Origin of the sequence: Vibrio breoganii, from assembly GCF_024346795.1 — a bacterium.
Taxonomy (GTDB): Bacteria; Pseudomonadota; Gammaproteobacteria; order Enterobacterales; family Vibrionaceae; genus Vibrio; species Vibrio breoganii.
The window spans coordinates 686730-706280 of the sequence record NZ_AP024865.1 but is presented as its reverse complement, the minus strand read 5'-3'; the positions used below and the strand labels follow the sequence as shown (position 1 = coordinate 706280).

Annotated in this window: 21 protein-coding genes; 7 read left to right on the top strand and 14 right to left on the bottom strand. The window is 43.6% G+C overall.

The genetic code is table 11. From position 1 onward, the window contains the following. Positions 1 to 5: 5 nt before the first annotated feature. Together OCU35_RS16290 and OCU35_RS16285 are read right to left on the bottom strand one after the other, a co-directional pair. A complete protein-coding gene (locus OCU35_RS16290; protein WP_102429343.1) occupies positions 6 to 935 on the bottom strand; it encodes a DUF58 domain-containing protein in 930 nt (309 codons plus the stop codon). An 11-nt stretch (positions 936 to 946) separates the two neighbouring features. After that, positions 947 to 1915 carry an AAA family ATPase gene (locus tag OCU35_RS16285; RefSeq protein ID WP_017243863.1) on the bottom strand — a complete coding sequence of 323 codons (969 nt, stop codon included), beginning with the start codon at positions 1913 to 1915 and terminating at the stop codon, positions 947 to 949. A 314-nt stretch (positions 1916 to 2229) separates the two neighbouring features. On the opposite strand from OCU35_RS16285, the gene OCU35_RS16280 reads away from it, so the two are divergent. Together OCU35_RS16280 and OCU35_RS16275 are read left to right on the top strand one after the other, a co-directional pair. Beyond that, a complete protein-coding gene (locus OCU35_RS16280) occupies positions 2230 to 3288 on the top strand; it encodes a DUF1254 domain-containing protein (RefSeq protein ID WP_261825936.1) in 1059 nt (352 codons plus the stop codon). Between the two features lie 202 nt (positions 3289 to 3490). Then, the gene (locus OCU35_RS16275) at positions 3491 to 4549 is read left to right on the top strand and encodes a DUF1254 domain-containing protein (protein ID WP_261825935.1); all 1059 of its coding nucleotides are present in this window, start codon (positions 3491 to 3493) and stop codon (positions 4547 to 4549) included. A gap of 89 nt (positions 4550 to 4638) precedes the next feature. Here the strand turns inward: OCU35_RS16275 and OCU35_RS16270 are convergent, their stop codons facing one another. From OCU35_RS16270 to OCU35_RS16260, 3 genes are all read right to left on the bottom strand, one after another. After that, positions 4639 to 6162: a Na+/H+ antiporter NhaC family protein gene (locus OCU35_RS16270; protein WP_261825934.1), complete on the bottom strand. Its 1524-nt coding sequence runs from the start codon at positions 6160 to 6162 to the stop codon at positions 4639 to 4641. Positions 6163 to 6331: 169 nt separating this feature from the next. Then, positions 6332 to 6922, bottom strand: a complete 591-nt coding sequence (locus tag OCU35_RS16265) for a TetR/AcrR family transcriptional regulator (RefSeq protein WP_261825933.1) — start codon at positions 6920 to 6922, stop codon at positions 6332 to 6334. 95 nt (positions 6923 to 7017) lie between these two features. Further along, a complete protein-coding gene (locus OCU35_RS16260; protein WP_261825932.1) occupies positions 7018 to 7668 on the bottom strand; it encodes a DsbA family oxidoreductase in 651 nt (216 codons plus the stop codon). Between the two features lie 234 nt (positions 7669 to 7902). Here OCU35_RS16260 and OCU35_RS16255 point away from each other — a divergent pair, with 234 nt between their 5' ends. Then, positions 7903 to 8076 (top strand): hypothetical protein, encoded by a 174-nt coding sequence (locus tag OCU35_RS16255; RefSeq protein ID WP_017028153.1) that lies wholly within the window; start codon positions 7903 to 7905, stop codon positions 8074 to 8076. 85 nt (positions 8077 to 8161) lie between these two features. Beyond that, positions 8162 to 8587, top strand: a complete 426-nt coding sequence (locus OCU35_RS16250; RefSeq protein WP_261825931.1) for a GNAT family N-acetyltransferase — start codon at positions 8162 to 8164, stop codon at positions 8585 to 8587. Positions 8588 to 8625: 38 nt separating this feature from the next. Here the strand turns inward: OCU35_RS16250 and OCU35_RS16245 are convergent, their stop codons facing one another. The 4 genes from OCU35_RS16245 to OCU35_RS16230 form a co-directional block, all read right to left on the bottom strand. After that, positions 8626 to 9123, bottom strand: coding sequence for a CIA30 family protein (locus tag OCU35_RS16245; protein ID WP_261825930.1), 498 nt, complete (start codon positions 9121 to 9123; stop codon positions 8626 to 8628). Between the two features lie 128 nt (positions 9124 to 9251). After that, positions 9252 to 9518: a DUF3081 domain-containing protein gene (locus tag OCU35_RS16240; RefSeq protein WP_065599320.1), complete on the bottom strand. Its 267-nt coding sequence runs from the start codon at positions 9516 to 9518 to the stop codon at positions 9252 to 9254. Between the two features lie 123 nt (positions 9519 to 9641). Further along, a complete protein-coding gene (locus OCU35_RS16235) occupies positions 9642 to 10973 on the bottom strand; it encodes an MFS transporter (protein ID WP_261825929.1) in 1332 nt (443 codons plus the stop codon). 138 nt (positions 10974 to 11111) lie between these two features. Further along, positions 11112 to 12308, bottom strand: a complete 1197-nt coding sequence (locus OCU35_RS16230; protein WP_261825928.1) for a multidrug effflux MFS transporter — start codon at positions 12306 to 12308, stop codon at positions 11112 to 11114. A gap of 97 nt (positions 12309 to 12405) precedes the next feature. On the opposite strand from OCU35_RS16230, the gene OCU35_RS16225 reads away from it, so the two are divergent. Together OCU35_RS16225 and OCU35_RS16220 are read left to right on the top strand one after the other, a co-directional pair. Beyond that, positions 12406 to 12897 (top strand): MarR family winged helix-turn-helix transcriptional regulator, encoded by a 492-nt coding sequence (locus OCU35_RS16225; RefSeq protein WP_261825927.1) that lies wholly within the window; start codon positions 12406 to 12408, stop codon positions 12895 to 12897. A 251-nt stretch (positions 12898 to 13148) separates the two neighbouring features. Continuing rightward, a complete protein-coding gene (locus OCU35_RS16220; protein ID WP_261825926.1) occupies positions 13149 to 14147 on the top strand; it encodes a LysR family transcriptional regulator in 999 nt (332 codons plus the stop codon). Positions 14148 to 14269: 122 nt separating this feature from the next. Here the strand turns inward: OCU35_RS16220 and OCU35_RS16215 are convergent, their stop codons facing one another. Next, positions 14270 to 15541, bottom strand: coding sequence for a DUF1254 domain-containing protein (locus OCU35_RS16215; RefSeq protein WP_261826558.1), 1272 nt, complete (start codon positions 15539 to 15541; stop codon positions 14270 to 14272). An 81-nt stretch (positions 15542 to 15622) separates the two neighbouring features. Next, positions 15623 to 16381 carry a hypothetical protein gene (locus OCU35_RS16210; RefSeq protein WP_390209017.1) on the bottom strand — a complete coding sequence of 253 codons (759 nt, stop codon included), beginning with the start codon at positions 16379 to 16381 and terminating at the stop codon, positions 15623 to 15625. 957 nt (positions 16382 to 17338) lie between these two features. Between OCU35_RS16210 and OCU35_RS16205 the strand changes: the two genes are divergently transcribed. Beyond that, positions 17339 to 17524: a hypothetical protein gene (locus OCU35_RS16205; protein ID WP_261826557.1), complete on the top strand. Its 186-nt coding sequence runs from the start codon at positions 17339 to 17341 to the stop codon at positions 17522 to 17524. Positions 17525 to 17745: 221 nt separating this feature from the next. Here OCU35_RS16205 and OCU35_RS16200 read toward each other — a convergent pair whose 3' ends face one another. From OCU35_RS16200 to OCU35_RS16190, 3 genes are read right to left on the bottom strand one after another with little or no spacing between them, the layout of a single operon-like run. Further along, entirely contained in the window at positions 17746 to 18090 is a 345-nt protein-coding gene (locus OCU35_RS16200) for an AzlD domain-containing protein (RefSeq protein ID WP_065599434.1), read from the bottom strand. After that, positions 18083 to 18814 carry an AzlC family ABC transporter permease gene (locus OCU35_RS16195; protein WP_261826556.1) on the bottom strand — a complete coding sequence of 244 codons (732 nt, stop codon included), beginning with the start codon at positions 18812 to 18814 and terminating at the stop codon, positions 18083 to 18085. Before OCU35_RS16195 ends, OCU35_RS16200 begins: the two co-directional genes overlap by 8 nt. After that, entirely contained in the window at positions 18801 to 19340 is a 540-nt protein-coding gene (locus OCU35_RS16190) for a helix-turn-helix domain-containing protein (RefSeq protein WP_261826555.1), read from the bottom strand. Before OCU35_RS16190 ends, OCU35_RS16195 begins: the two co-directional genes overlap by 14 nt. Between the last annotated feature and the right edge of the window lie 211 nt (positions 19341 to 19551).

Sequence of the window (19551 nt, the reverse complement as noted above, 5' to 3'; positions counted from 1 at the left end):
CTCAATTAAGCTCCAAGTGCTTTTCGCAACTGCTGATCAGCAGGTTGAACGGTATTGATTTTGATGACCGGGATTCGATATTTCTTAGCGACTCGGGCAAAGTTATCGAGTGTGTCAGTCACATCTTTAGCAAAGCGATCTTTTAGTTGAGCCTGCTTACCTGTAATTGCTAACTGCATCTCTCCATCACTGAGTACCATTTTGTCCAATTCCGCTAGGTTGTGCTCTAGGGGATCGGTCACATGGCATAACACCACATCATTGTGTTTGCACAAGGTTTTGATTTGCTCTTCACTTTGCTCGTTGTAGCCGTATCCATCGGTGATCAAAATGACTAAGGCATCATGCTTAACCAAGCGCTTGGCCTGATGAAACAGTTTGCTAAATGAGTTTCCTTGAGAGTCTTCGGCGATGCCTACTTTCAACTGCTGATTTTTAATCACAATCTCATTTAAGATCTTTAATACATGGTTTGCACTGCGCTGTGGGGCAATGGGCACCGCCACGGTATCGTTGTAGATAATGGCGCCGACGCGATCTGTGGAGTCCGTGACCTTCCAAGCAATGAGAGCCGCGATTTCGGCCGCGACAACAGATTTCATTTTTCCCGTGCTACCAAAAAACATGTTGGTTCTCTGGTCAACGAGCAGGTAAACGTTTCGCTCGCGTTCTTCAGAGAATATCTTTACATGCGGCTTACCTGTGCGCATGGTGACTTTCCAATCCATGGTGCGAATGTCATCACCAATGTGGTAGTGACGCATTTCTTCAAAGTTCAGGCCTCGTCCACGAAGTTTCGATACGTGTCGTCCCGTTAATAGACTGTTCACGGGCTGTGGCGGCAGAAAATCAAAGCCAGTCGCCTTGTATTTCATTAAACGAAGCGACTTTAAATCCGTGTAGATTTGCGCGTCTATGGAATTGGATTTGGTCATGGGTTTCTCTCTTACGCTACTGCGACTTGAGACAAGATTTCATCAATAACGCGATCTGAGCTGACGCCTTCTGCTAATGCATCGTACGAAAGAATAAGGCGGTGACGAAGCACGCCATGCACCACATCTCTCACATCATCGGGATCAACAAACTCTTTGCCTTTCAACCAAGCCATTGCGCGGGCGCACTTATCTAAAGCGATAGTCGCCCTTGGGCTTGATCCTACTGCGATCCAGTTTGCAAGCTCAGAGTTGGGGTATTTCTCTGGTTGGCGAGTGGCAACAATAATGGATACCAAATATTTAAGTACCGCGTCACTGCAATAGATGTCTTGGATCTCTTCGCGCGCCGCAAAAATACAAGCAGGATCGATAGGCTCTGGTTTTTCTGACGAAGGCTTTTCTTCACCGCGCACCATTTTTATGATCTGTTCTTCCGCATCGGCGTCTGGATAGTCCAGATTGATCTTCATGATGAATCGGTCCATCTGCGCTTCTGGAAGCGGGTAAGTACCTTCTTGTTCTACAGGGTTTTGTGTCGCGAGTACCATAAACAAATCGGGCAGTTTGTAGGTCTTGCCTGCAACCGTAATTTGTCGCTCTTCCATCGCTTCTAGCAAAGCGGCCTGCACTTTAGCGGGAGAGCGGTTAATCTCATCGGCGAGTAATAGGTTGTTGAAAACAGGGCCGGGCTGGAAGGTAAGGGTGGGTTTGCCGTCCACATCTTGATAAACCTCAGTACCGGTTACATCAGAAGGCAAAAGATCTGGGGTGAACTGCACACGGCCAAGATCAACGGATAAAGCCGCTGCGAGCGCCTTAATTGAGCGAGTCTTTGCTGTACCTGGTAGACCCTCTAACAAAACATTGCCGTTGGTCAGTAGAGCAACCAACAGAGTATCGACCATGTGTTGTTGTCCTATTACAGACTGCTGCATTTGCTTCTTAAGTAGCATTACCGTGTCTAAGGTTGAGCTCATGTTGTTACCCTTTGTTGTTTACGTTGCTATAACGTTAATAAATACATATAGTTAAAGATAGTTTCTTCGCCGGTTTTGCGCTGAAAATGTTAAAGAAACAGTACTATCCGTCAACTTTTGATATAACTATAGTGCCTACCATTAAAATTGTAATATGCCTTTGGTTAATATCACGTATAAATCTAAGTCAATAGCTTTGTATCGGCTAATCCGTAAACTGTGAAACGTGAAAGGCACAAATCAAGTCAATCTCTAAGGGAAGCATGCGTTGGTTTGAAGTGTTTAATTTGAATTGAAACTATAGGAAACACACCATGAAAAAACTTGCTCTAAGTATCGCTCTAGGTCTTAACATTGTTGCTCTACCAACGCTAGCAGCTACAGAGGTTTCAACCCTTACGGATTTCTTCAGCGACAAAGGTGAAGTGACTACATCAGATAACTATGCAGTTTTTGAGACAGCACGTCAGTATGTGAAAACTCAAGAAAAGGTGGGCGTTAACAACTTCGATCACAAACGTGTGCTTACCCCAACTGACGAACAGCCAGTGGTTCGAATGAACCGTGATACTTATTACTCGATGGCGGTAATTAATGTCTCAGAAGGTGCGACAGTAACGCTTCCAGAAATCCCAGAAGGCAAGTACATGTCAATGGAAGTAATTACTGAAGATCACCGTATTCAAGCAATGCAGTATGGCTCAGGCACCTTTGACCTATCGACTCACGCTGGCGACCATGTCTACATCATTATTCGTACCGATGCGACGTTCACCGAAGCAGAAGTGCGCGAAATTCAAGACAAAATGAGCATTGAAGCGAAAGCAACAGCAGAATTTACCGCTCCTCAAGTTCAAGAAGTTGCATTTGATAAGGTTGAAAAAGACCTGAAAACCCAAATGCCAGTGATTCTAAAACGTGATGGCGCTCAAGCCACATTTGGCATGTTTACTGACCCAGAAGATGAGTCTAAAGAACTGTTTACTAAAGAAAAGTATGCAGTAGGCGCGGCAATCGGTTGGGGTGGTGCACAGATGCAAGACAACATCTACGAAGTATCAGGTAACTTCCCGGCAGATACCTGTCACCAAGCAACATTTGAAGACCCAGAGAACCAAGCGTTCTGGTCGGTAACTGTGTACAACAAGCAAGGTTTCATGTTTGCTGATGTGGCTAACGTAAGCTCTAACACAGCGACTAAGAATGCAGACGGTACATACACAGTAAGCTTTGGTTGTGGTGATGATGCACCAAACAACATCGAAACCAAGAACGATTCAGGTATGTTTAACTTAGCATTCCGTCACTACATGCCAAGCCAAAAAATCCGTGATGGCTTCCGCGTGCTACCTTACGTTAAAGCAGTAAAGTAAGGGAGTAATTGGGGTGCTAGTTCCTAGGTTCCTGGGACCTAGGAACTAGCACCTAGATATACTTCTTACGCATATCATATATAGGAAACTGTAATTCGATTAAATAACGCTATTTGTTTATTCTCTTTTTCAGAGAGGCAGTGAGCACTTAGGGATAGAGAAACGGCTTATGCCCAGAATCTTTGATTTACCGGAGTACATAATGAAAAAACTTGCACTAGCAGTTTCACTTGGTTTGGGTATCGTAGCTCTTCCTACTTTTGCAGCAACAGAAGTCTCTAGCGAAGCGGACTTCTTCAATACCGAGGGTGTAATCACTACAGCAGATAACTATCCTGTGTTTGAAAGCTCTCGTCAAATTCTTAAAAACCAAGATCTAGCTGGTATTAACAAATTCCTCCACAAACGTCAGTTAACTCCGACCGACCAACAACCCGTTGTTCGAATGAACCGAGATACTTATTATTCGATGGCTGTTGTCGATGTATCTGAGGGAGCATCAATCACAATGCCTGAAGTTCAAGAAGGCAAGTACCTTTCTTATCAGGTGATTACTGAAGACCACAGAATTCAGGCTATGGGCTACGGTGGCGGTACATTTGAGCTGGAAACTCATACTGGTAACCATGTTTATATTGTTGTTCGTTTAGACGCGACATTCACCGAGGCAGAAGCTCGTAAAATTCAAGATCAAATGAGTATTGATGCCAAATCAAATAAAATGTTTACCGCTGAACAAGTGAATAAAGCCTCTTTTGAAAAGGTGGAAAATGAGCTTAAATCGCAAATGCCAACTATCCTGAAGCGCGATGGCAGCCAAGCACTAACTGGCATGTTTACTGACCCTAACGATGAGTCAAAAGAACTGTTTACAGAAGAAAAGTACGCGGTAGGCGCGGCGATTGGTTGGGGTGGTGCTCAGATGAAAGACAACATCTACGAAGTATCTGGAAACTACCCTGCAAATCAATGTCACCAAGCAACCTTTGAAGATCCAGCGAACCAAGCGTTCTGGTCTATCACTGTGTATGACAAAGCTGGGTTCATGTTTAATGACGTGGCAAACCTAAGCTCTAATACCGCGAAGCCTAACGCAGACGGCTCGTACACAATCAGCTTTGGTTGTGGTGAAGATGCACCAAACAACATTCAAATAGCGAATGATTCGGGTGTATTCAATCTAGGTATTCGCCATTACATGCCTAGTCAAAAAGTAACCGATGGCTACCGCATCTTGCCAACGGTTAAGGCAGTAAAATAATTGATTGATTTGACGTAGGGTTAATCAGTGTTAAGCCCCGCTCTTTATAGAGCGGGGCTTTTTTATGGGAATTAGCTTGGTGAATTAGGTTATGAAGCTGGTTGGCTTTCGAGTGGTTCGCTGGTGGATTGTCGTTTAGAGAGCACTAAATAGACTGCAATTTGCACGATGATCGCGACCAACACCACCAGTGGAGAAGCAAGAACACCGGAAACAACGAAACTGATGAGCGCAATGCCACCATTGACAAGGGCATAAGGCAGCTGCGTTCTAAAGTGTTCGTACTGATCACAACCCGCACCCGTTGAAGACAGAATGGTGGTTTCTGAAATCGGTGAGCAGTGATCGCCAAATAAGCCACCGGATAAAACCGCGCCAATACAGACCAACATAGGTGCATCAATAGCAAAGGCCGTTGGAATCACGAGCGGCATTAAGATGGCAAAGGTTCCCCACGAAGAACCGGTAGCAAAAGAGATAATCCCAGCGAGAAGAAACGCAACAGCAGGGACTAACCAATAAGGAAAGCCAGCTTGTGCCTGCTGCGCAATGTACGCAGCTGCGCCTAGCTCTTTGCCTACTGAGCTAAGTGCCCATGCAAGGATAAGAATCACCGCCACAGACATCATGTTAGACATACCTTTTAGGTACACCTGAATACCATCGGAGAGTTTTCTCACACCATACAGCGCCATCAGGCCGATAAGTGTCATGGCCGCAAAAAAGTAGGCAGAAGATAACGCCGCTCTAAAGGTTGAACCTGAGACTTGTTGGAACGGGAAACCATGAGGAATCAGAATCGAGCACAGCACGATAAGCATCACCAGAAGTGGCGCCCATACAAAGCTTGTTTTGGCATTTTTGTGCTCAAACACATTGAGTGAGTCTTGGACTTTGCCAAAGTCTGAGCCTTGTTTAGCCAGTCTTTCCGCGTGAGCCATTGGACCAAAATCCAGCTTGAAAAATGACAAGATAGGAACGATTGCGATAGCTAGGAAAGCATAGAATTGGTAAGGAATCGCGCCAATAAAGGCATCCCACTCACTCATACCTACCTCTAACGCCGTGAACTCCTTTTGAATCAGGCTCATGATGTACACGCCCCAACCAATAAAGGGAATCAAAATAGCCACAGGGGAAGCAGTAGAGTCAATAATGAACGCAAGCTTTTGACGAGAGACCTTGAGCTTATCAAACAGTGGCCTAAATACTGGACCCGCGATTAATGGGGTACCAAGATCGGAGAAGAAAATAGCAATACCGCCAAACCATGTCGCCAGTTGCGCTTGGCATTTATTGGTGACCCACAGTGTTATTCTCTTTGCGAATGCAACACCACCACCAGACTTCTCCATTAACGCAACGAAGCCGCCAATGAAAACCAGTAACAACAGCACGCCAGCATTGTAACTGTCAGTCAATTGAGGCAGAAGATAGCTCTTCATTAGAGCACTCATTGAGTCTAGCGGTCCTTTATCTATAAAGGTTCCTTCTAGCATGGCGACGCCACAAACTACCCCTGAGAAGAGACCAACAACAACGTTTCGAGTTGAGAGCGCTAAGGCAAGGGTGACAATAATGGGGAGGAGGGAGATAAATTCAGGCTGTTCCATAGCAAATACCGTAATACATAATCAGTCATAAAAAGTGAATATACATACGTTATGCCATTGTGTACATATCATAGAGCTAATACTTATATGCTTGGGTTTTAAGTGCTGTTTTTATGAGCGATCCTGATTGGGGTATATAATTATGCAAAAATTCAGAATGAACAAATTTTTAGCGAAACGGACCATCTTCAAAAATGCCATCAATAAACTTCTCTACTAGAGCGACTTCATTGGTGGCGCGGGCGAAGGTTCTGAGGCCGATAATTTGAACTTGAACGTAACGGGCTAGCTCAATAGGGTCTTTACCTGAGGGTATTTCTCCAGCCTCCATTGCTTTAGTGAGTATTGATGCCAACTCTGCTTCTACATCGCCGAGTAATTGCTTAGCCAGTGCCAGTAATTCTGGGTTATCCGTTTCCGTTAATTCAGCAACAGACTTTACCACCATGCACATGCCACTAGGGGCGGATCCCCTGCCTTCGATTATGATGGTTTTAATAAATGTCTTTAAGCCGCCAATATTAGAGTCGGAGTTCTCTAAGCTGTGGTTTAAGATCTTACCACCTTCTTCAGCGTAACGTTGGATTGCCTCTTTGAACAAATTATCTTTGCTACCAAAAGCGGCGTAGATACTACCTGGGCGCATATCAAGGGCGTCTTGCAGTGCGCGCATTGAGGTGCCGTGATAGCCTTTTTCCCAATAAAGATCTTTGGCTCTATTGATGACATCGTCTCTATCAAAAAGTGCACGTTTGCCCATGGTATTACCTACTGCCTTTAAAGTTGCTCACACGCGGATTATAGCGAGTAAATTAACGATCGTTCAATACGATACCAACCGTACTAAACAACGGTTCATTCTAGCCCTTTGCTTAGCTCGAGTAAGATCTGTTTATAGTTTTCTACCGGGTGAGCACCTGTCACCGCGCTCTCTCTATTAAAGATCACTGTGGGTACGCCAGTGATGCCCATCTGCTGCCACTGGGCTTCTTGACTTCTAACCTCACTTTTAAGCTCTGGCTTGTCTAACCAAAGCAAGCCTTGATCACCATCCAAACCAACAGCGGTAAGCTCTTGTTTTAGGATGGCGCGATCAGAGACGTCTTTCTGTTCACTGAAAAAGGCGTTGAATAGCCTCAGTTTCAGCTCTGTTTGTTTGCCATGCTGTTTAGCAAAATCCAAAAGCACGTGTGCTTCTAGGGTATTTACCATCTTCATGTCATCGAAATAGTTAAATTGAAAGCCATGTTCAGCGCCAGCCGTTGCGATTCTTTCTCGCGCACCAGCACTATCTTCAGGGCTGCTGCCGTATTTTCGGGCAACATGATCTCGAAGGTTTTCACCCTCAGCGGGCATATCAGGGTTCAGCTCAAACGGTTGCCATTCAATATCAATCTTGTCTTGAAGCGCTAACTCGTTGATTGCTGCTTGTAGGTTGTTGTAACCAATAATGCACCAAGGGCAAACCACGTCTGAAACAATATCTAATTTTATTTTACTGCTCATCAACTCATCCTCGATTGATTTTATAATTGAACGATCGTTACGATTAAATCATACACCGATAGAACGGAAAGGAAAGAAAAATGTAGAGTGAGACTTATGGCGTATTGATGTGAAGGTGTACGGCAGTGTTAATTGCGTTAACAACAGTGAAAAATTAGCTTAGGTCAAATTAGGCTAGAGTGGGCTAAGGTAAAGTGAATGGGCCATTATTTCATTTCAAGGAGTCGTTAAACAATGGAACGTTGTGGCCAATGTAAGCAGTTCACTAGAACCCGAGAAAATACCAAAGACCTTTGTGGCGCATGGGAGCAACCAACGTCAGCCAAGAGACAGGCCTGTGAGTTCTTCATTCCTAAAGGATTTAGTTTCTTTGACAAAGAAGCCAATAAAAGTAACCCTCAGAGTTAATTGTTAGTCATTTTAATTATTCTTTGAGATTGGCTAGGTCACCGTGTGTTGGGAGTAGTCACTAATGAAGGGATATAAGTAGAGCATGCGAATTACTGAATATCATCCTAGTTTCGCATCTGATTTAAGTGAGGTTTATCTTGAGTCAAGAACGACAACATTTACCTGGCTAAACAGTAGCGATTTTAAGCTTTCGGATTTTGAGAAAGATACAGAGGGTGAAACAATTTTATTGGCGGTGTTAGATGAAAAGGCCATTGGCTTCATTTCAATCTGGGAGCCAGAAAATTTTGTGCATCACCTTTATGTAAGTAGCGAACATCTTGGAAAAGGGGTCGGCAGTTTACTGCTCACCAAAGCGCAATCTATGTACGGCAAACTGAGCTTAAAATGCTTGGTTGAAAATCAAAAGGCCATTCGGTTTTATGAGTTAAGAGGTTTTACCAAGAAAGCGAAACATCCAGACAATGGTGGTGAGTATTATTTAATGCAAATGAACAGTTTGGATTGATAGATAAAGAGCCTATTTTGCCTGTAAATGTATGAGTATCAATGGATTACCTCACTGGATGTAAATTGCATTTTCAGGAGCTTTAGAGAGAAAGGCCCCGCTTTCTTGTCTGCGATTAAAAAGCCTATCTGTTCAATATCTTGTGCAACAAGGGTAGGCGCTCCCAGTATCAGTCTACCCCTGAATACTGCTTGGAAATCATCTAACTGAAATACCTTAGTTTGCTCCGTCCCATTTGTGGTGGAAAATTCATGCTTGTAGGTAATTCGATCGCCGTTTTTCCATGTTGAGAGTCGGAGTTGATAGGTTCGTCCGTCACCAATGAAGGAGAGTTCTACTTGAGGTTTATTCGCCGATAATGGCGCTATAGAGCGGTTGATTGAGCTGAAACCGCCATTGTTGGCTAACGATAGTTCTCCCTCAAAAAGGCTATGATTGCCATCAAAGGTGAAGCGTCCTTGTGAGATGCCACCCATTACATTGTCGTTGACTGCCTGCCACTGTTGATACTCATTAAGTTGGGTAAAATCAATCATAGTTTCCTCTGAAGCTGCGACAAAATGACTAAACAAAAGAGAAGCAGTCAGCAAGGTCCATAGGCGAAGCATTTGAGTGAAACGGCAGGCAACGCTGGTGGAGGATGTGTTCGAGCTGATAACCTGCATCATTGTAATGGCTTGCTGGCGGTCAGTGCTAAGCAGCGATTAAGAAACTCTGCATAACTAGATGGTTTGTCGTATTCGATCTTCAATGATCCATGAAACATCAGGGTCACAGTGACGTCTTTGAAGCCTAACCAACAGGTGTAACCGTCATAATCGTGCCATGCGCACATCTCCGCCAACACATATTGATGATCTTGCTTTGTTCCAGTGGAACGAATGCAGTCAAACACCTTAAGAAAGTCCATGACGCTCAGGCGGTTATCCATGTTCATTTCCTACCATTAATTCGTTGCCTCTATTGCTTAGCTTACGACCTGGTTTTGTATGTCGATCACTGGCCTTTAATGGACGCTATCGCTAGACAGATAAATTGTCTTAATCAGTATTAGTTAGAAAATCGTTTTCTGTTTGTTTTTGACATAAAAAGCGGCGCTGACTGAAATGAACAAAAACGCAAAGTAGTAACAAAATGAAGAAAGTGAGGCTAGGAAGTCTAGGTGCTGTTCTATTTGTTGTTCGGTGTAGCTTTGAGACACCAACTTATAGTAGTACGCATATAAAACACCTATTGAGCCGTAACCTAGATTAAACATCAGTCCCTTAAAGCTTAGTACTGTCGCTCTGTTGTGGGATTCCGTCTTTCTATTGAGGTGGTAACTGATGAAAATGTTCATCGTCATGATGATGAAAATCAAAAGTAGTACGGGGATAACCCCATAAATTGACCAGCCTAAGCTGATCCAATAGTAAGTTACTATGATGGCTACACCCGCAACGGCAAGGAAGATTTTTGGTTCTGTGCTCTCTGCTAGTCTTCGACTTTGCCCAGCTAATAGTATTTTAAGTACGCTGACTCCAGCACCAATCAAGCCAAAATAGATAATTGGGATATCAATAGCGCGATAATACTGGCTATTCATGGTCAAAAACATGCGAGAGGTATGCTCAAACAGGCTGTAGTAGAGCAATATAAACAGTACATAAGGTGTCGAAAGCACCCACTTGCCTGTGTTTAGTGTCAGTCTCAGGCTTGCTACTGAGGTAGCGAGTTTACTGTCATGTTTGGGCAGTGTATCGCGGTCTTCCTGCATATTTATGGCGGCATAAATGGCAACTATCGCCACCAATAGAGTCGCAAATACTGGAATTCGCATGATGTCTTGGGTGGTTTCAGGCGCTGAGAGTCCAATGAACTGATAGATATGAGTCATAAAATTCACATCATACATAGCTGCACCGATCAGGGTGACAAAAATGCCGACACTAGAAGCAATACGAAGTTGTATTTGCAGCACCTGCGGCCACGCTTCCTCTTTACCTTGCTCTTTTAAGGTGTCATAAGCCAAGGCTTCATCGGCACCACTGGCTAGCGCCATAGCCAAACCACTTAGAATTCGGTTAATCAAAAACACAACGAATACCAAATTGGCATTGTCAGTGGGGACCACCGCGATCATGGCGATCTCAATAAACATGATCACAGAAGAGAGTACGACTAACTTTTTGCGTCCCAGGATATCGGCAAACGCTCCTGATGGCACCTCTGCGAGAACGATAGTCGCGGCCCATACCACGTTAAGCATTGCAAATTGGGATAGGGTTAAGCCGTAATCTAGGAAGAGTAGAGTAAAGATAGGGTAGTAAAAGCGCGCAAAGTAGCTGCAGCGAAACATTAAGAAGTAACGAACGTTGCGGATTTGCAGGATCTCTTTGAGCGTCATTAAATTGTCTTTATTTTGAATAACATAGATTAGGTATATACCTACTTCACCCTAATGGTAAAGGCTTAATCTTTGAAATAACAAAATGCATTAAAAAAGGGCGCACTGTGTGCACCCCTTTGTTTTCAAGATATCAGCTTAGGTTTCACTTTCTAACGGCACCTGATAGACACCATTGTGATTGTTGGCCTTGATCGCGCCAAATAATGAAATGAGTGACGCACAAAACATGATACCCACAATAGGCCATAAAGAGTCTTTACTTAACAAGGCTGCGAGTGCGCTAATGCTTGCGGCGGTAAAAAACTGTGTGGCTCCAAGCGCTGCTGAGGCGACACCAGCGCCTTGTCCAAAATGCTTCAGGAAGCTGGCGTTAGAGTTTGCCATGATGCCGCCGTTGGCAGAAATGCTGACAACAAAACCTACCACCGCAAACCATAAGTTATCGGGTGCAATGAGCTGTGAGGCAACTAATAGTGTTGTGCCAAGTACCTGAAGACTAATAAATTTGACCAATAGCGTCTCAGGTGAATGATGGCTCAATAGGTATGAGTTGATTCGATTTACAATGGCAACGCCTATGACGTTTACTAGGAAAAGCGCAGAGAACATCTCTGGTGTCACGCCAAAATGAATCATGTAAGCAAACGCGCCGTTTGCAATAAATGTCATCAATACAGAAAAGCTAAAGCTTTGTGAAACCATATAGCCCAGTGCTTTTGATTCTGTAAACACATGTTTGTAACGAACGGGAGTGGTGGTTGATACACGCTTTTTGGCTTTAGGTAAAACGCGAGTTGCAATAAAGGCGACCACTAAAGCCAAAGTGCCAGAGATTATAAATATCCAGTGCCACCCCATCAGGTTCATAATCGCCGTACCTACGGAAGGCGCTATTGAAGGGGCGATCATGCTGATCAACGCAATTAACGCAAACAGTTTTGCTGACTCACTGCCTTCGGTGTTATCTCGGATCGTTGCGGGAACGCCTACGACGGCAATGCCTCCACCTAAAGACTGCAATATACGCCAAAACCAGAAGCTATGAACACTTGCTGATAATGCAAGCATGAGGCTACAAAATGCAAATAGCGTTAAGCCTGCAACCATTACCTTCATTCGACCAAATTTGTCTGATAGCGGGCCTCCAATTAACTGGCCAATGGCGAGACCGAAAACATAGATACTGACCGTAATTGAAATCATCGCTGTATCGACATTCAGTTCGTTGGCAATACTTGGGATGGCAGGTAGGTAGCTATCAATTGCAAACGGCGTCATCGCAAAAACCGCTGCAAGGAGCACAACGAGACTGCGGCTAATAGAATTCTTCATTAAAACCTCATTTATCTTTCCAGAAAGATAATAAGTGGATTTTATCTTCCTAGCAAGATATATTTCAGTCATCAGCAATCACAATGAGTTGGCGAGTATGTCTAAACAAGAAAGCCTAGAAACAATTTTAAAGCTTGGAAGAGCCAACTGGCCGGAGGCGTTCGATAACTTTAGGCCCACGATCCTTATGATTCATCGAATACACAGTCACTTAGATGATGACTTAGGAGACATAATTGCTGGGCATGACCTGCAAAAAGCAGACTTCGGTATATTAATGACCTTAAGACGCAGTGATGAACCCTATTGTTTATCACCTACTGACTTGTATCGCTCAATGCTATTCAGCTCTGGCGGGTTAACTAAAGTCCTCAGTCGCGTTGAAAAAGCAGGTTTAGTTGACCGACTGGAAAATCCGCAAGATGGACGCAGCAAACTGGTCAAATTGACCGATATTGGACGCAAACTCATTGAACAGGTAGCGCTTACATTGCACCAACAGGAGCAGCGTCAATTGGATGTTTTAACGGCAGAAGAGAAGCAGCAATTGGAGCTGCTTTTAAATAAAGTTCTAAGGCAGTGGGAATAAAGGCTGTGCGTTGGCAGGATAAGCGACCACCAAAAGAATTGTTCCGTAAAAAGTGCTCTGAATGAGGGCTTTTATACTTGTTCTAAGGCTTCATATTTCGAGTTCTGATATAAACATGAAGGCTAATGTCTGCCCTCGCTGTTCCGTGCTTCTACCCGGGCAAACTCACCTTTGCCCCTTTGCAAGCTATCAGAGTTACCATTGTGAGGTCTGATAGCTTCAAGTTGACCAAATTTTTGTAATGAATCGCAGTGTCTACTGAATCGGTGGCTATTTCGATGTGCTATGATAAAAAACAAAAGAGTAGATTAGCAACGGTTATGGATGACACCCTTTTAAGAAAACTAGATTTTAACTCTATTAAGCTTCTCAAGATTCTTGGAGAAGAGCGCAACACTAAACGTACTGCGGAACGAATGTTTTTATCGCAACCAGCAGTTAGCAAACAGCTTAAAAAACTTCGTGATGACATAGGCGACGAATTGTTTATCCGTAGGCAATATGGATTAGAACCAACACCTTATTGTCTAGAGCTTCTAGATAAGTTGCCGGCTCTATTCCAATTGTTAGAAGATTTATTTTCTCGAAGCCAGAATTTTAAACCTAGTGAGTATACCGGCGATATTTGCATTGCCATCAATACTTCAATGTATCGTCCTGTCTCGCGGGAGTTATTTACTCACCTTAGTGCCTTAGCACCCAAAGCAACTTTAAAAATTGTCAATTGGGGTCAAGATACTGAGCACAACCTAACCATGGCGCGAGTGCATATTGGCATTAACTACTTGCCACTTGATATATCTAAACAAATCATACAAAAGAAAGTGACGCGATGTACCTTCAAACTTGTGTGCCGAGAAGGCCACCCAATCATCGATACTGAACGTACCGCTAGCGATGTCGGAAAATTTCCTCTTGCTCTCCTACAACTCCCTGATTTTAATAAAAAGGAGAACATGATTGAAACCAAGATACGTGAGTTGGGAATCACTCCAAACGTAGTGCTTCGAGCTGACCAGTTAAGTATTTGTTTGCACGTTGTATCTCAATCTAACGCATTAATGCCTTGCATTGACATTTTTGGTACAGATCTTCCTAGAGGAACGAGATTCATTTCACCAAACAAAGAGGAAACGCCAAGTAGTGACATTGGTGCTTTCATACCATCTAAACTCTATAGCACACCGCTAGTTGCATGGTTATACAAAGAGATCGATAAAGTTTTCTCACACAGTAGGCAAATTAGTTAGATTTATATCGATAGCTAATGGAGTAGTCATTTTTTATACCAAACTGGCATCGATAAATCTATTTTGAACGAGTTATCACTTAAATTAGAGATAGGACGCCTTCCATGGCGATCGCTTTAGACTTAGATTCCATAGTTAAACGTAGCTTTTGGTTCCATTATGCTTTCCAGTGGTGTGCCGTGATAAATTAAGCTTTGTACAGTGTTTCCTGCTAAGCCTTTCTGAGGTAAGTAATAGCGAACAATGAAGTAGTAGTCTTCACCATCTACGACCGGCATCCAATAAGTATCATTTTCTGGGTCATTGCTGGAGAAGGTAATGGTAATATTACCTTCCTCATCTGGAGACGTATTCCCACCAGCCCATACCTGACGGTCCGATCCTCCGATGGTCGCCGGGTCAAGTGGTAAACGAGTCTCGTCAGAGTAACGCGTTACAGACCAAAACTTACCAACTGCTTGGTCGTGGGGCATGGTCAAAATAAAGTCCTCAGAACCGTTTAGTTTGTTACCTTCAGATGTCATAGGAATCATTTCATAATAAGCATGTTCCGCAGGAAAACCTAAATGCCCAAGGTGAGTAAGTAGTGAGCGCCTTCTTTCATCACCCAAATCATCAACGTGTCCTGGATGCTCAAAGCCCGATAGGTTGTTCACAACTAAACCAGAGGAACCTAAGTTGTGAACATAACTACGGACCTCTGCCAGACGTACTTGAGAGAAGTCTTCATCTGCGATAATGGTTTCCATATTATTCTTAGTTTGTTCCCAGCCGTCAGTCAATTGGCTTGCAAAATGGATAACTTCTCGAATATTATTACGATCTGGCAACGTGACATTTGAACTCGCTGCGTGGTTGTTAATGACAAGTTGGTTACGCCACTGATCTGCCACACCGTTGTCGCGGTATTCAAAGGTTTGTACGCGAATAAATGCGAAGATCAAATCGTCGTTGACTTCAATGAGATCGATGTATTGCCCTTCTGGTACTTCATAGTCTGCCCCTGAACGAACTAAAAGATAGGTTCCACCTTCAACTGGAGTCACTTCGTGATAAGCAGCAAAGTGTTCAGCGTCAATCAAGTGAAATGAGGCATATCGACCCGCTTCTCTAGGTGGTACGGTAAGTTCAACCGGCCCATTAGATACGTCGAGCATGGCTTTCGCATAAATATGATCAAGTGCGGGAGTGATGACATCCCAAGTGTGGTCGGCTAAACCTGGTAACTCAAACTGGTTGATGCCATTCTTCTCCATAAACCCGACCATATTTTCCATATGGTGGTATACCCTTTGACCTGTCAATTCTGCGTCCGTTGGTATATTTTCTCCATTGTCAGCTAACGTGCCAAAAGAAAGAGATGCAATTAGTATTGATAGAGCTACTTTTTTCATAATCGTGCCTTTTAAGGACAAAGTTTTATTGCTGGCTTTGTCCGAATTAATAAATGGGGAGTTTTTTTGCTTAATTAGCAGTTAAAATTGGTAGTTATATTCAACTCTAAAGTCTGTACCATTAAGTGCCTCTCCAAAGTTCCAGAATGCTCTGATATTACTTTGGGTATTTAGCTGGTAGCTTGTTACAACTTCATGTTGCCAGCCATACAGGCTACTAAATTCTTTGACTCCACCTAACTGAGTGCTATACATAGGGTTGTAGTTCAACCAAATAGAGTCTGTAATTTCTATTTTTGAGTAGATTCCGGCTATGGCGAAACTTGAAGGTATTGCGTAACCAATAGATCCGCCCTCAGGGTCTAAAAGTGTTGAGTGCACATCTGCAACATTTAAACCAAGGCCAGCAAGTGGATACAGTTGTAATGGTCCCATTTGCGGCAACGCTTGAATTAGCGAGTAAGATACAGAGCCTACTTTCGCATCAAAATCCCAACTTAGATCAGCTTGTGTGCCCAACCCAGTTGTCATATCTACATTGAAGTGGCGATATCGAAGCGAATCAAAACTGTCATCCCCTTTCAGTCCAAATGTATCCGCTGCGAACCCCTTAGCTTCAAGGACATGCATCGCCATGGTGTCGTCATTATTGGTGTCATAAGATTGTCCTAATTTCAAATTTATGCCTTTATCGGTAATTCCGAATCCGGCTTGCGAGTACACTGCCATTGGGTCAGACATATCTTGGTAGTCATTGGCAGAAACAGGGCTAATGCTTAATGAAAAAATGGTTGCCAGTGAAAGCGCTAAGATTGATTTGTTTGTGTTAATGTTTGTCATAATTACTCTCTAGTTAGTTAAGCCCTCCTTAGCAAATGCATCTAAAATTATTGAGATGCGCCAAATTTTTAATTCCATTGTCAGAGCCGAGTGATTTCTTCTGAACCCTCTTTGCTGCTGACGAGAGAGATAATAAGGAAATAGTAATTGTGTCGGAAATGAACTATGAGATTTCAAATATTCCCACAGGTAATATCTTATTTTGGTATGGTTACAGGCATCTTAATTCTTCAAATAGTTGTGTATTGCAGAAAATCGGAGGAGGGATTGGCTAGAGTTTGTCATATTCGAGATATCTTTATTCTTGAAAGTTAGTATGAATAGCTGGGCTAAACAGTGACTTATAAATAATCGTCATGCTCTTCAGAAAATTGTCGAGCAGCATCTTCCATTCTTTTGTCTAAAGGCTTGCCAGCGGCGATCATCGCTAGCAAAGTCATTAGATGGTACGCCCCACACCTGCGCTAAAATTACCAATGTCGATGAACATTTGGTGGTGTGATCATGCCGGCCAAGTTAATTGTCGCCTAATATTATTCTGGTAGCCTACGTATATTTCATGATTTATGAGCCATTATTATTTCCACTCAATGGAGAAATAGGTCACTGGCAAAACCTCTTAAACACTTGGGAGGTATGGCAATCCTTCAATGCAGCTGTTATTGCTTTCGTAGCCGCCTTGTTCACTATCTATGCAACTTGACAGACCGAGTTACGGCAAGAACGAAGGAAACGAACCATAGCCAAATTGAGACTATAGATTTTTATTTAGAACATGCCCAACAGGAAGATGCTTTAGCGACAGAGCTCCTAGAAATCTTAATCCAAGCCATTCTTTACATTAGAAGTAGGAGCATCATGGCCTCCCTCTTAGTTTAATGTGATGACTATTATGGAGAAAGCCTTGATGATGATAGTTGGGTGAATATTCTTGATGATATGAAACCAAACCTTAGAATGTCTATTCTTCGTGCACTAAGATTAACCGCAGCACTAGAGCAATTCCCAATACGTAACGAACCATACACCATGGAGCATTTTAAAACGTGGAGTAAACGAGGACTCTTATATACCGCAGAACTAGATTTGTTTGATGAAGGTATAACTATCTTTGCGATCAAAAATGGTGAAGTTGGGGATTAATTGGAACAAAAACAAGGGGAGCCCTTATCTTTTCCATATCTGAACTAATGCTTCATTCTTCGGTTTCGGAAAATGCCTAACGCATTTATGTCCAAAAGCGTGCTAGAGATGCAGCCGGTAGAATCATTACCGACTATTTATACCTTTAGGGGTTTACAACAAACTATATTGTAACTGGACAATCCCTATTGCGATCGATCACCTATATTGCCATCCGACATTTACATTAACCCACCCACATAAATGATAGCGCCGTATATGGCGACGCCAGCAAGTACCGGCAAACCAAGCGATCGTTTCCAATACCAAATGAGTAGGGTAAATAGTGTGCCCACTAAAGTCGCTAACCACGAGGTAAGCGATGGCGTTGTGGGGATCAACGATGTGCCAAACATGGCGGCTATCATTGTGGGGCCCAGCACTGAGAGCCAAGTAGGGATGTTATTTAATGAACTGCCTTGGTCTCGATCTTTCATACGTCGAGACATCCACAGCATTGGTAAAACACGCATCGCAAAGGTTCCCGCTGCGATCAATAGCATGACCATCCATAATGATTTATCCATGGTCACTCTCCTTAATGATTGATGTTCCCCTGACTGCGTAATACAGCAGAGCGCCGCACAGTGCAGCCAACGGGATCGCGGCATTGGGATAACCATAAAGCTTCAACAGAAGTGCGACTAAGCTGGTACCCGCCAGTGAAATAGTCCAAAGCAAGGTGTTGAACTTTGGCGCTAGTAGAACCAAAAACAGAGCGGGCAGGGCAAAGGGTAATACCTCACCCAATAAGGGCCATTTGGCAATAAGCTCTGCACCCGCAATAGCGCCTAAAGCAGTGCCACCAATCCAACTAAACCACGCCAATAAGGCCGCACCTGCAAACCATCCAAGGCGATCGCTCGGGGCAAGCTGGGGCAGGCGGGTGTGTGCTAGAGCAAAGATCTGATCGGTCAAACCATGAAGAAGGGCGAGCCACCACGGGCTCTTAGTTAGGTAAGGCGCAATGTTGGGTCCATAGACCACATGTCGGGCATTAATCAGCAATGTCATGACCAAGACCAGCCATAGTGGCGCACCCGAGGCAACCATAGCGATAAACAAAAACTGCGATGCCCCTGCATAAATGAACACAGAGATGGCAATGGTTTCCCAAACACTGAACCCAGACTGCAGTGCTATAACCCCAAAAGAGATCGCGACAGAGACATAGCCACCCATTAGAGCTAAGGCATCGGTTGCACCTGCAACCCAAGGCTTCCAGGTTGATGCTTCACTATTTGCGCTCATGAGCTTGTTCCTTGTATGCATAATTGATGGTGACTAAAAGCGTTGCGCCGGCGGTGGTGGTTCGATAAAGATGTGGCTTGTCGGCTGGGAAGCGATGGATGTCACCTGCGTTAAGGAGCTTAGTATTCTCTTCGTCTCCAGTTTCAATTTGGCCCGATATGACACTGATAGTTTCAGAGGTGCCAAGAGAGTGAGCTTTAGACAACTTGTTGGTATGAGGTGCGCATGACATCCAATACGCATCCACTTGCGGATCATCAGTGCCTCGCTCAATTAACTGTACCAACACGCCATCATCCTCGATGGGGGTGTTAATAGAGTCAACCAAACTGCCAAATGAGACATCTAACTGCACTGCTAAGCGCCAGATAGTATCGAGAGTAGGGTTACCACTGCCGTTTTCTAGACGGGATAGGTTGGACTTAGCGATACCCGCATCCAAGGCCAATTGAGAGAGTGAAATTCCCTTTGCTTGACGCAGTTGTTGAAGGTTATGCCCTAAAACAACCAGATTTGGTTCATCCATAGCTCTTTCCAGTTCGTTCCATATATAGAACGTTCTATATAAAGAACGAGTAATTGTCAATCAATTGCTGTTGTATTTTCAAACATAAGAGTGGTGCAGTTAATCTTGGTGAGTGGGATGACTAGATTGGAAATATTTAAGTTATGTTATAACATAACATTAAATTTTGATGCTTCGTTCGTCAGCGGTTTTTACAAGGATAACCGCAAAC

Excerpts from the sequence above, each read along its gene's own strand:
- OCU35_RS16290 (WP_102429343.1), bottom strand. The coding sequence starts at position 935 with ATGACCAAATCCAATTCCATAGACGCGCAAATCTACACGGATTTAAAG.
- OCU35_RS16285 (WP_017243863.1), bottom strand. The coding sequence starts at position 1,915 with ATGAGCTCAACCTTAGACACGGTAATGCTACTTAAGAAGCAAATGCAG.
- OCU35_RS16280 (WP_261825936.1), top strand. The coding sequence starts at position 2,230 with ATGAAAAAACTTGCTCTAAGTATCGCTCTAGGTCTTAACATTGTTGCT.
- OCU35_RS16275 (WP_261825935.1), top strand. The coding sequence starts at position 3,491 with ATGAAAAAACTTGCACTAGCAGTTTCACTTGGTTTGGGTATCGTAGCT.
- OCU35_RS16270 (WP_261825934.1), bottom strand. The coding sequence starts at position 6,162 with ATGGAACAGCCTGAATTTATCTCCCTCCTCCCCATTATTGTCACCCTT.
- OCU35_RS16265 (WP_261825933.1), bottom strand. The coding sequence starts at position 6,922 with ATGGGCAAACGTGCACTTTTTGATAGAGACGATGTCATCAATAGAGCC.
- OCU35_RS16260 (WP_261825932.1), bottom strand. The coding sequence starts at position 7,668 with ATGAGCAGTAAAATAAAATTAGATATTGTTTCAGACGTGGTTTGCCCT.
- OCU35_RS16255 (WP_017028153.1), top strand. The coding sequence starts at position 7,903 with ATGGAACGTTGTGGCCAATGTAAGCAGTTCACTAGAACCCGAGAAAAT.
- OCU35_RS16250 (WP_261825931.1), top strand. The coding sequence starts at position 8,162 with ATGCGAATTACTGAATATCATCCTAGTTTCGCATCTGATTTAAGTGAG.
- OCU35_RS16245 (WP_261825930.1), bottom strand. The coding sequence starts at position 9,123 with ATGATTGATTTTACCCAACTTAATGAGTATCAACAGTGGCAGGCAGTC.
- OCU35_RS16240 (WP_065599320.1), bottom strand. The coding sequence starts at position 9,518 with ATGGATAACCGCCTGAGCGTCATGGACTTTCTTAAGGTGTTTGACTGC.
- OCU35_RS16235 (WP_261825929.1), bottom strand. The coding sequence starts at position 10,973 with ATGACGCTCAAAGAGATCCTGCAAATCCGCAACGTTCGTTACTTCTTA.
- OCU35_RS16230 (WP_261825928.1), bottom strand. The coding sequence starts at position 12,308 with ATGAAGAATTCTATTAGCCGCAGTCTCGTTGTGCTCCTTGCAGCGGTT.
- OCU35_RS16225 (WP_261825927.1), top strand. The coding sequence starts at position 12,406 with ATGTCTAAACAAGAAAGCCTAGAAACAATTTTAAAGCTTGGAAGAGCC.
- OCU35_RS16215 (WP_261826558.1), bottom strand. The coding sequence starts at position 15,541 with ATGAAAAAAGTAGCTCTATCAATACTAATTGCATCTCTTTCTTTTGGC.
- OCU35_RS16210 (WP_390209017.1), bottom strand. The coding sequence starts at position 16,381 with ATGACAAACATTAACACAAACAAATCAATCTTAGCGCTTTCACTGGCA.
- OCU35_RS16205 (WP_261826557.1), top strand. The coding sequence starts at position 17,339 with ATGTCTATTCTTCGTGCACTAAGATTAACCGCAGCACTAGAGCAATTC.
- OCU35_RS16200 (WP_065599434.1), bottom strand. The coding sequence starts at position 18,090 with ATGGATAAATCATTATGGATGGTCATGCTATTGATCGCAGCGGGAACC.
- OCU35_RS16195 (WP_261826556.1), bottom strand. The coding sequence starts at position 18,814 with ATGAGCGCAAATAGTGAAGCATCAACCTGGAAGCCTTGGGTTGCAGGT.
- OCU35_RS16190 (WP_261826555.1), bottom strand. The coding sequence starts at position 19,340 with ATGGATGAACCAAATCTGGTTGTTTTAGGGCATAACCTTCAACAACTG.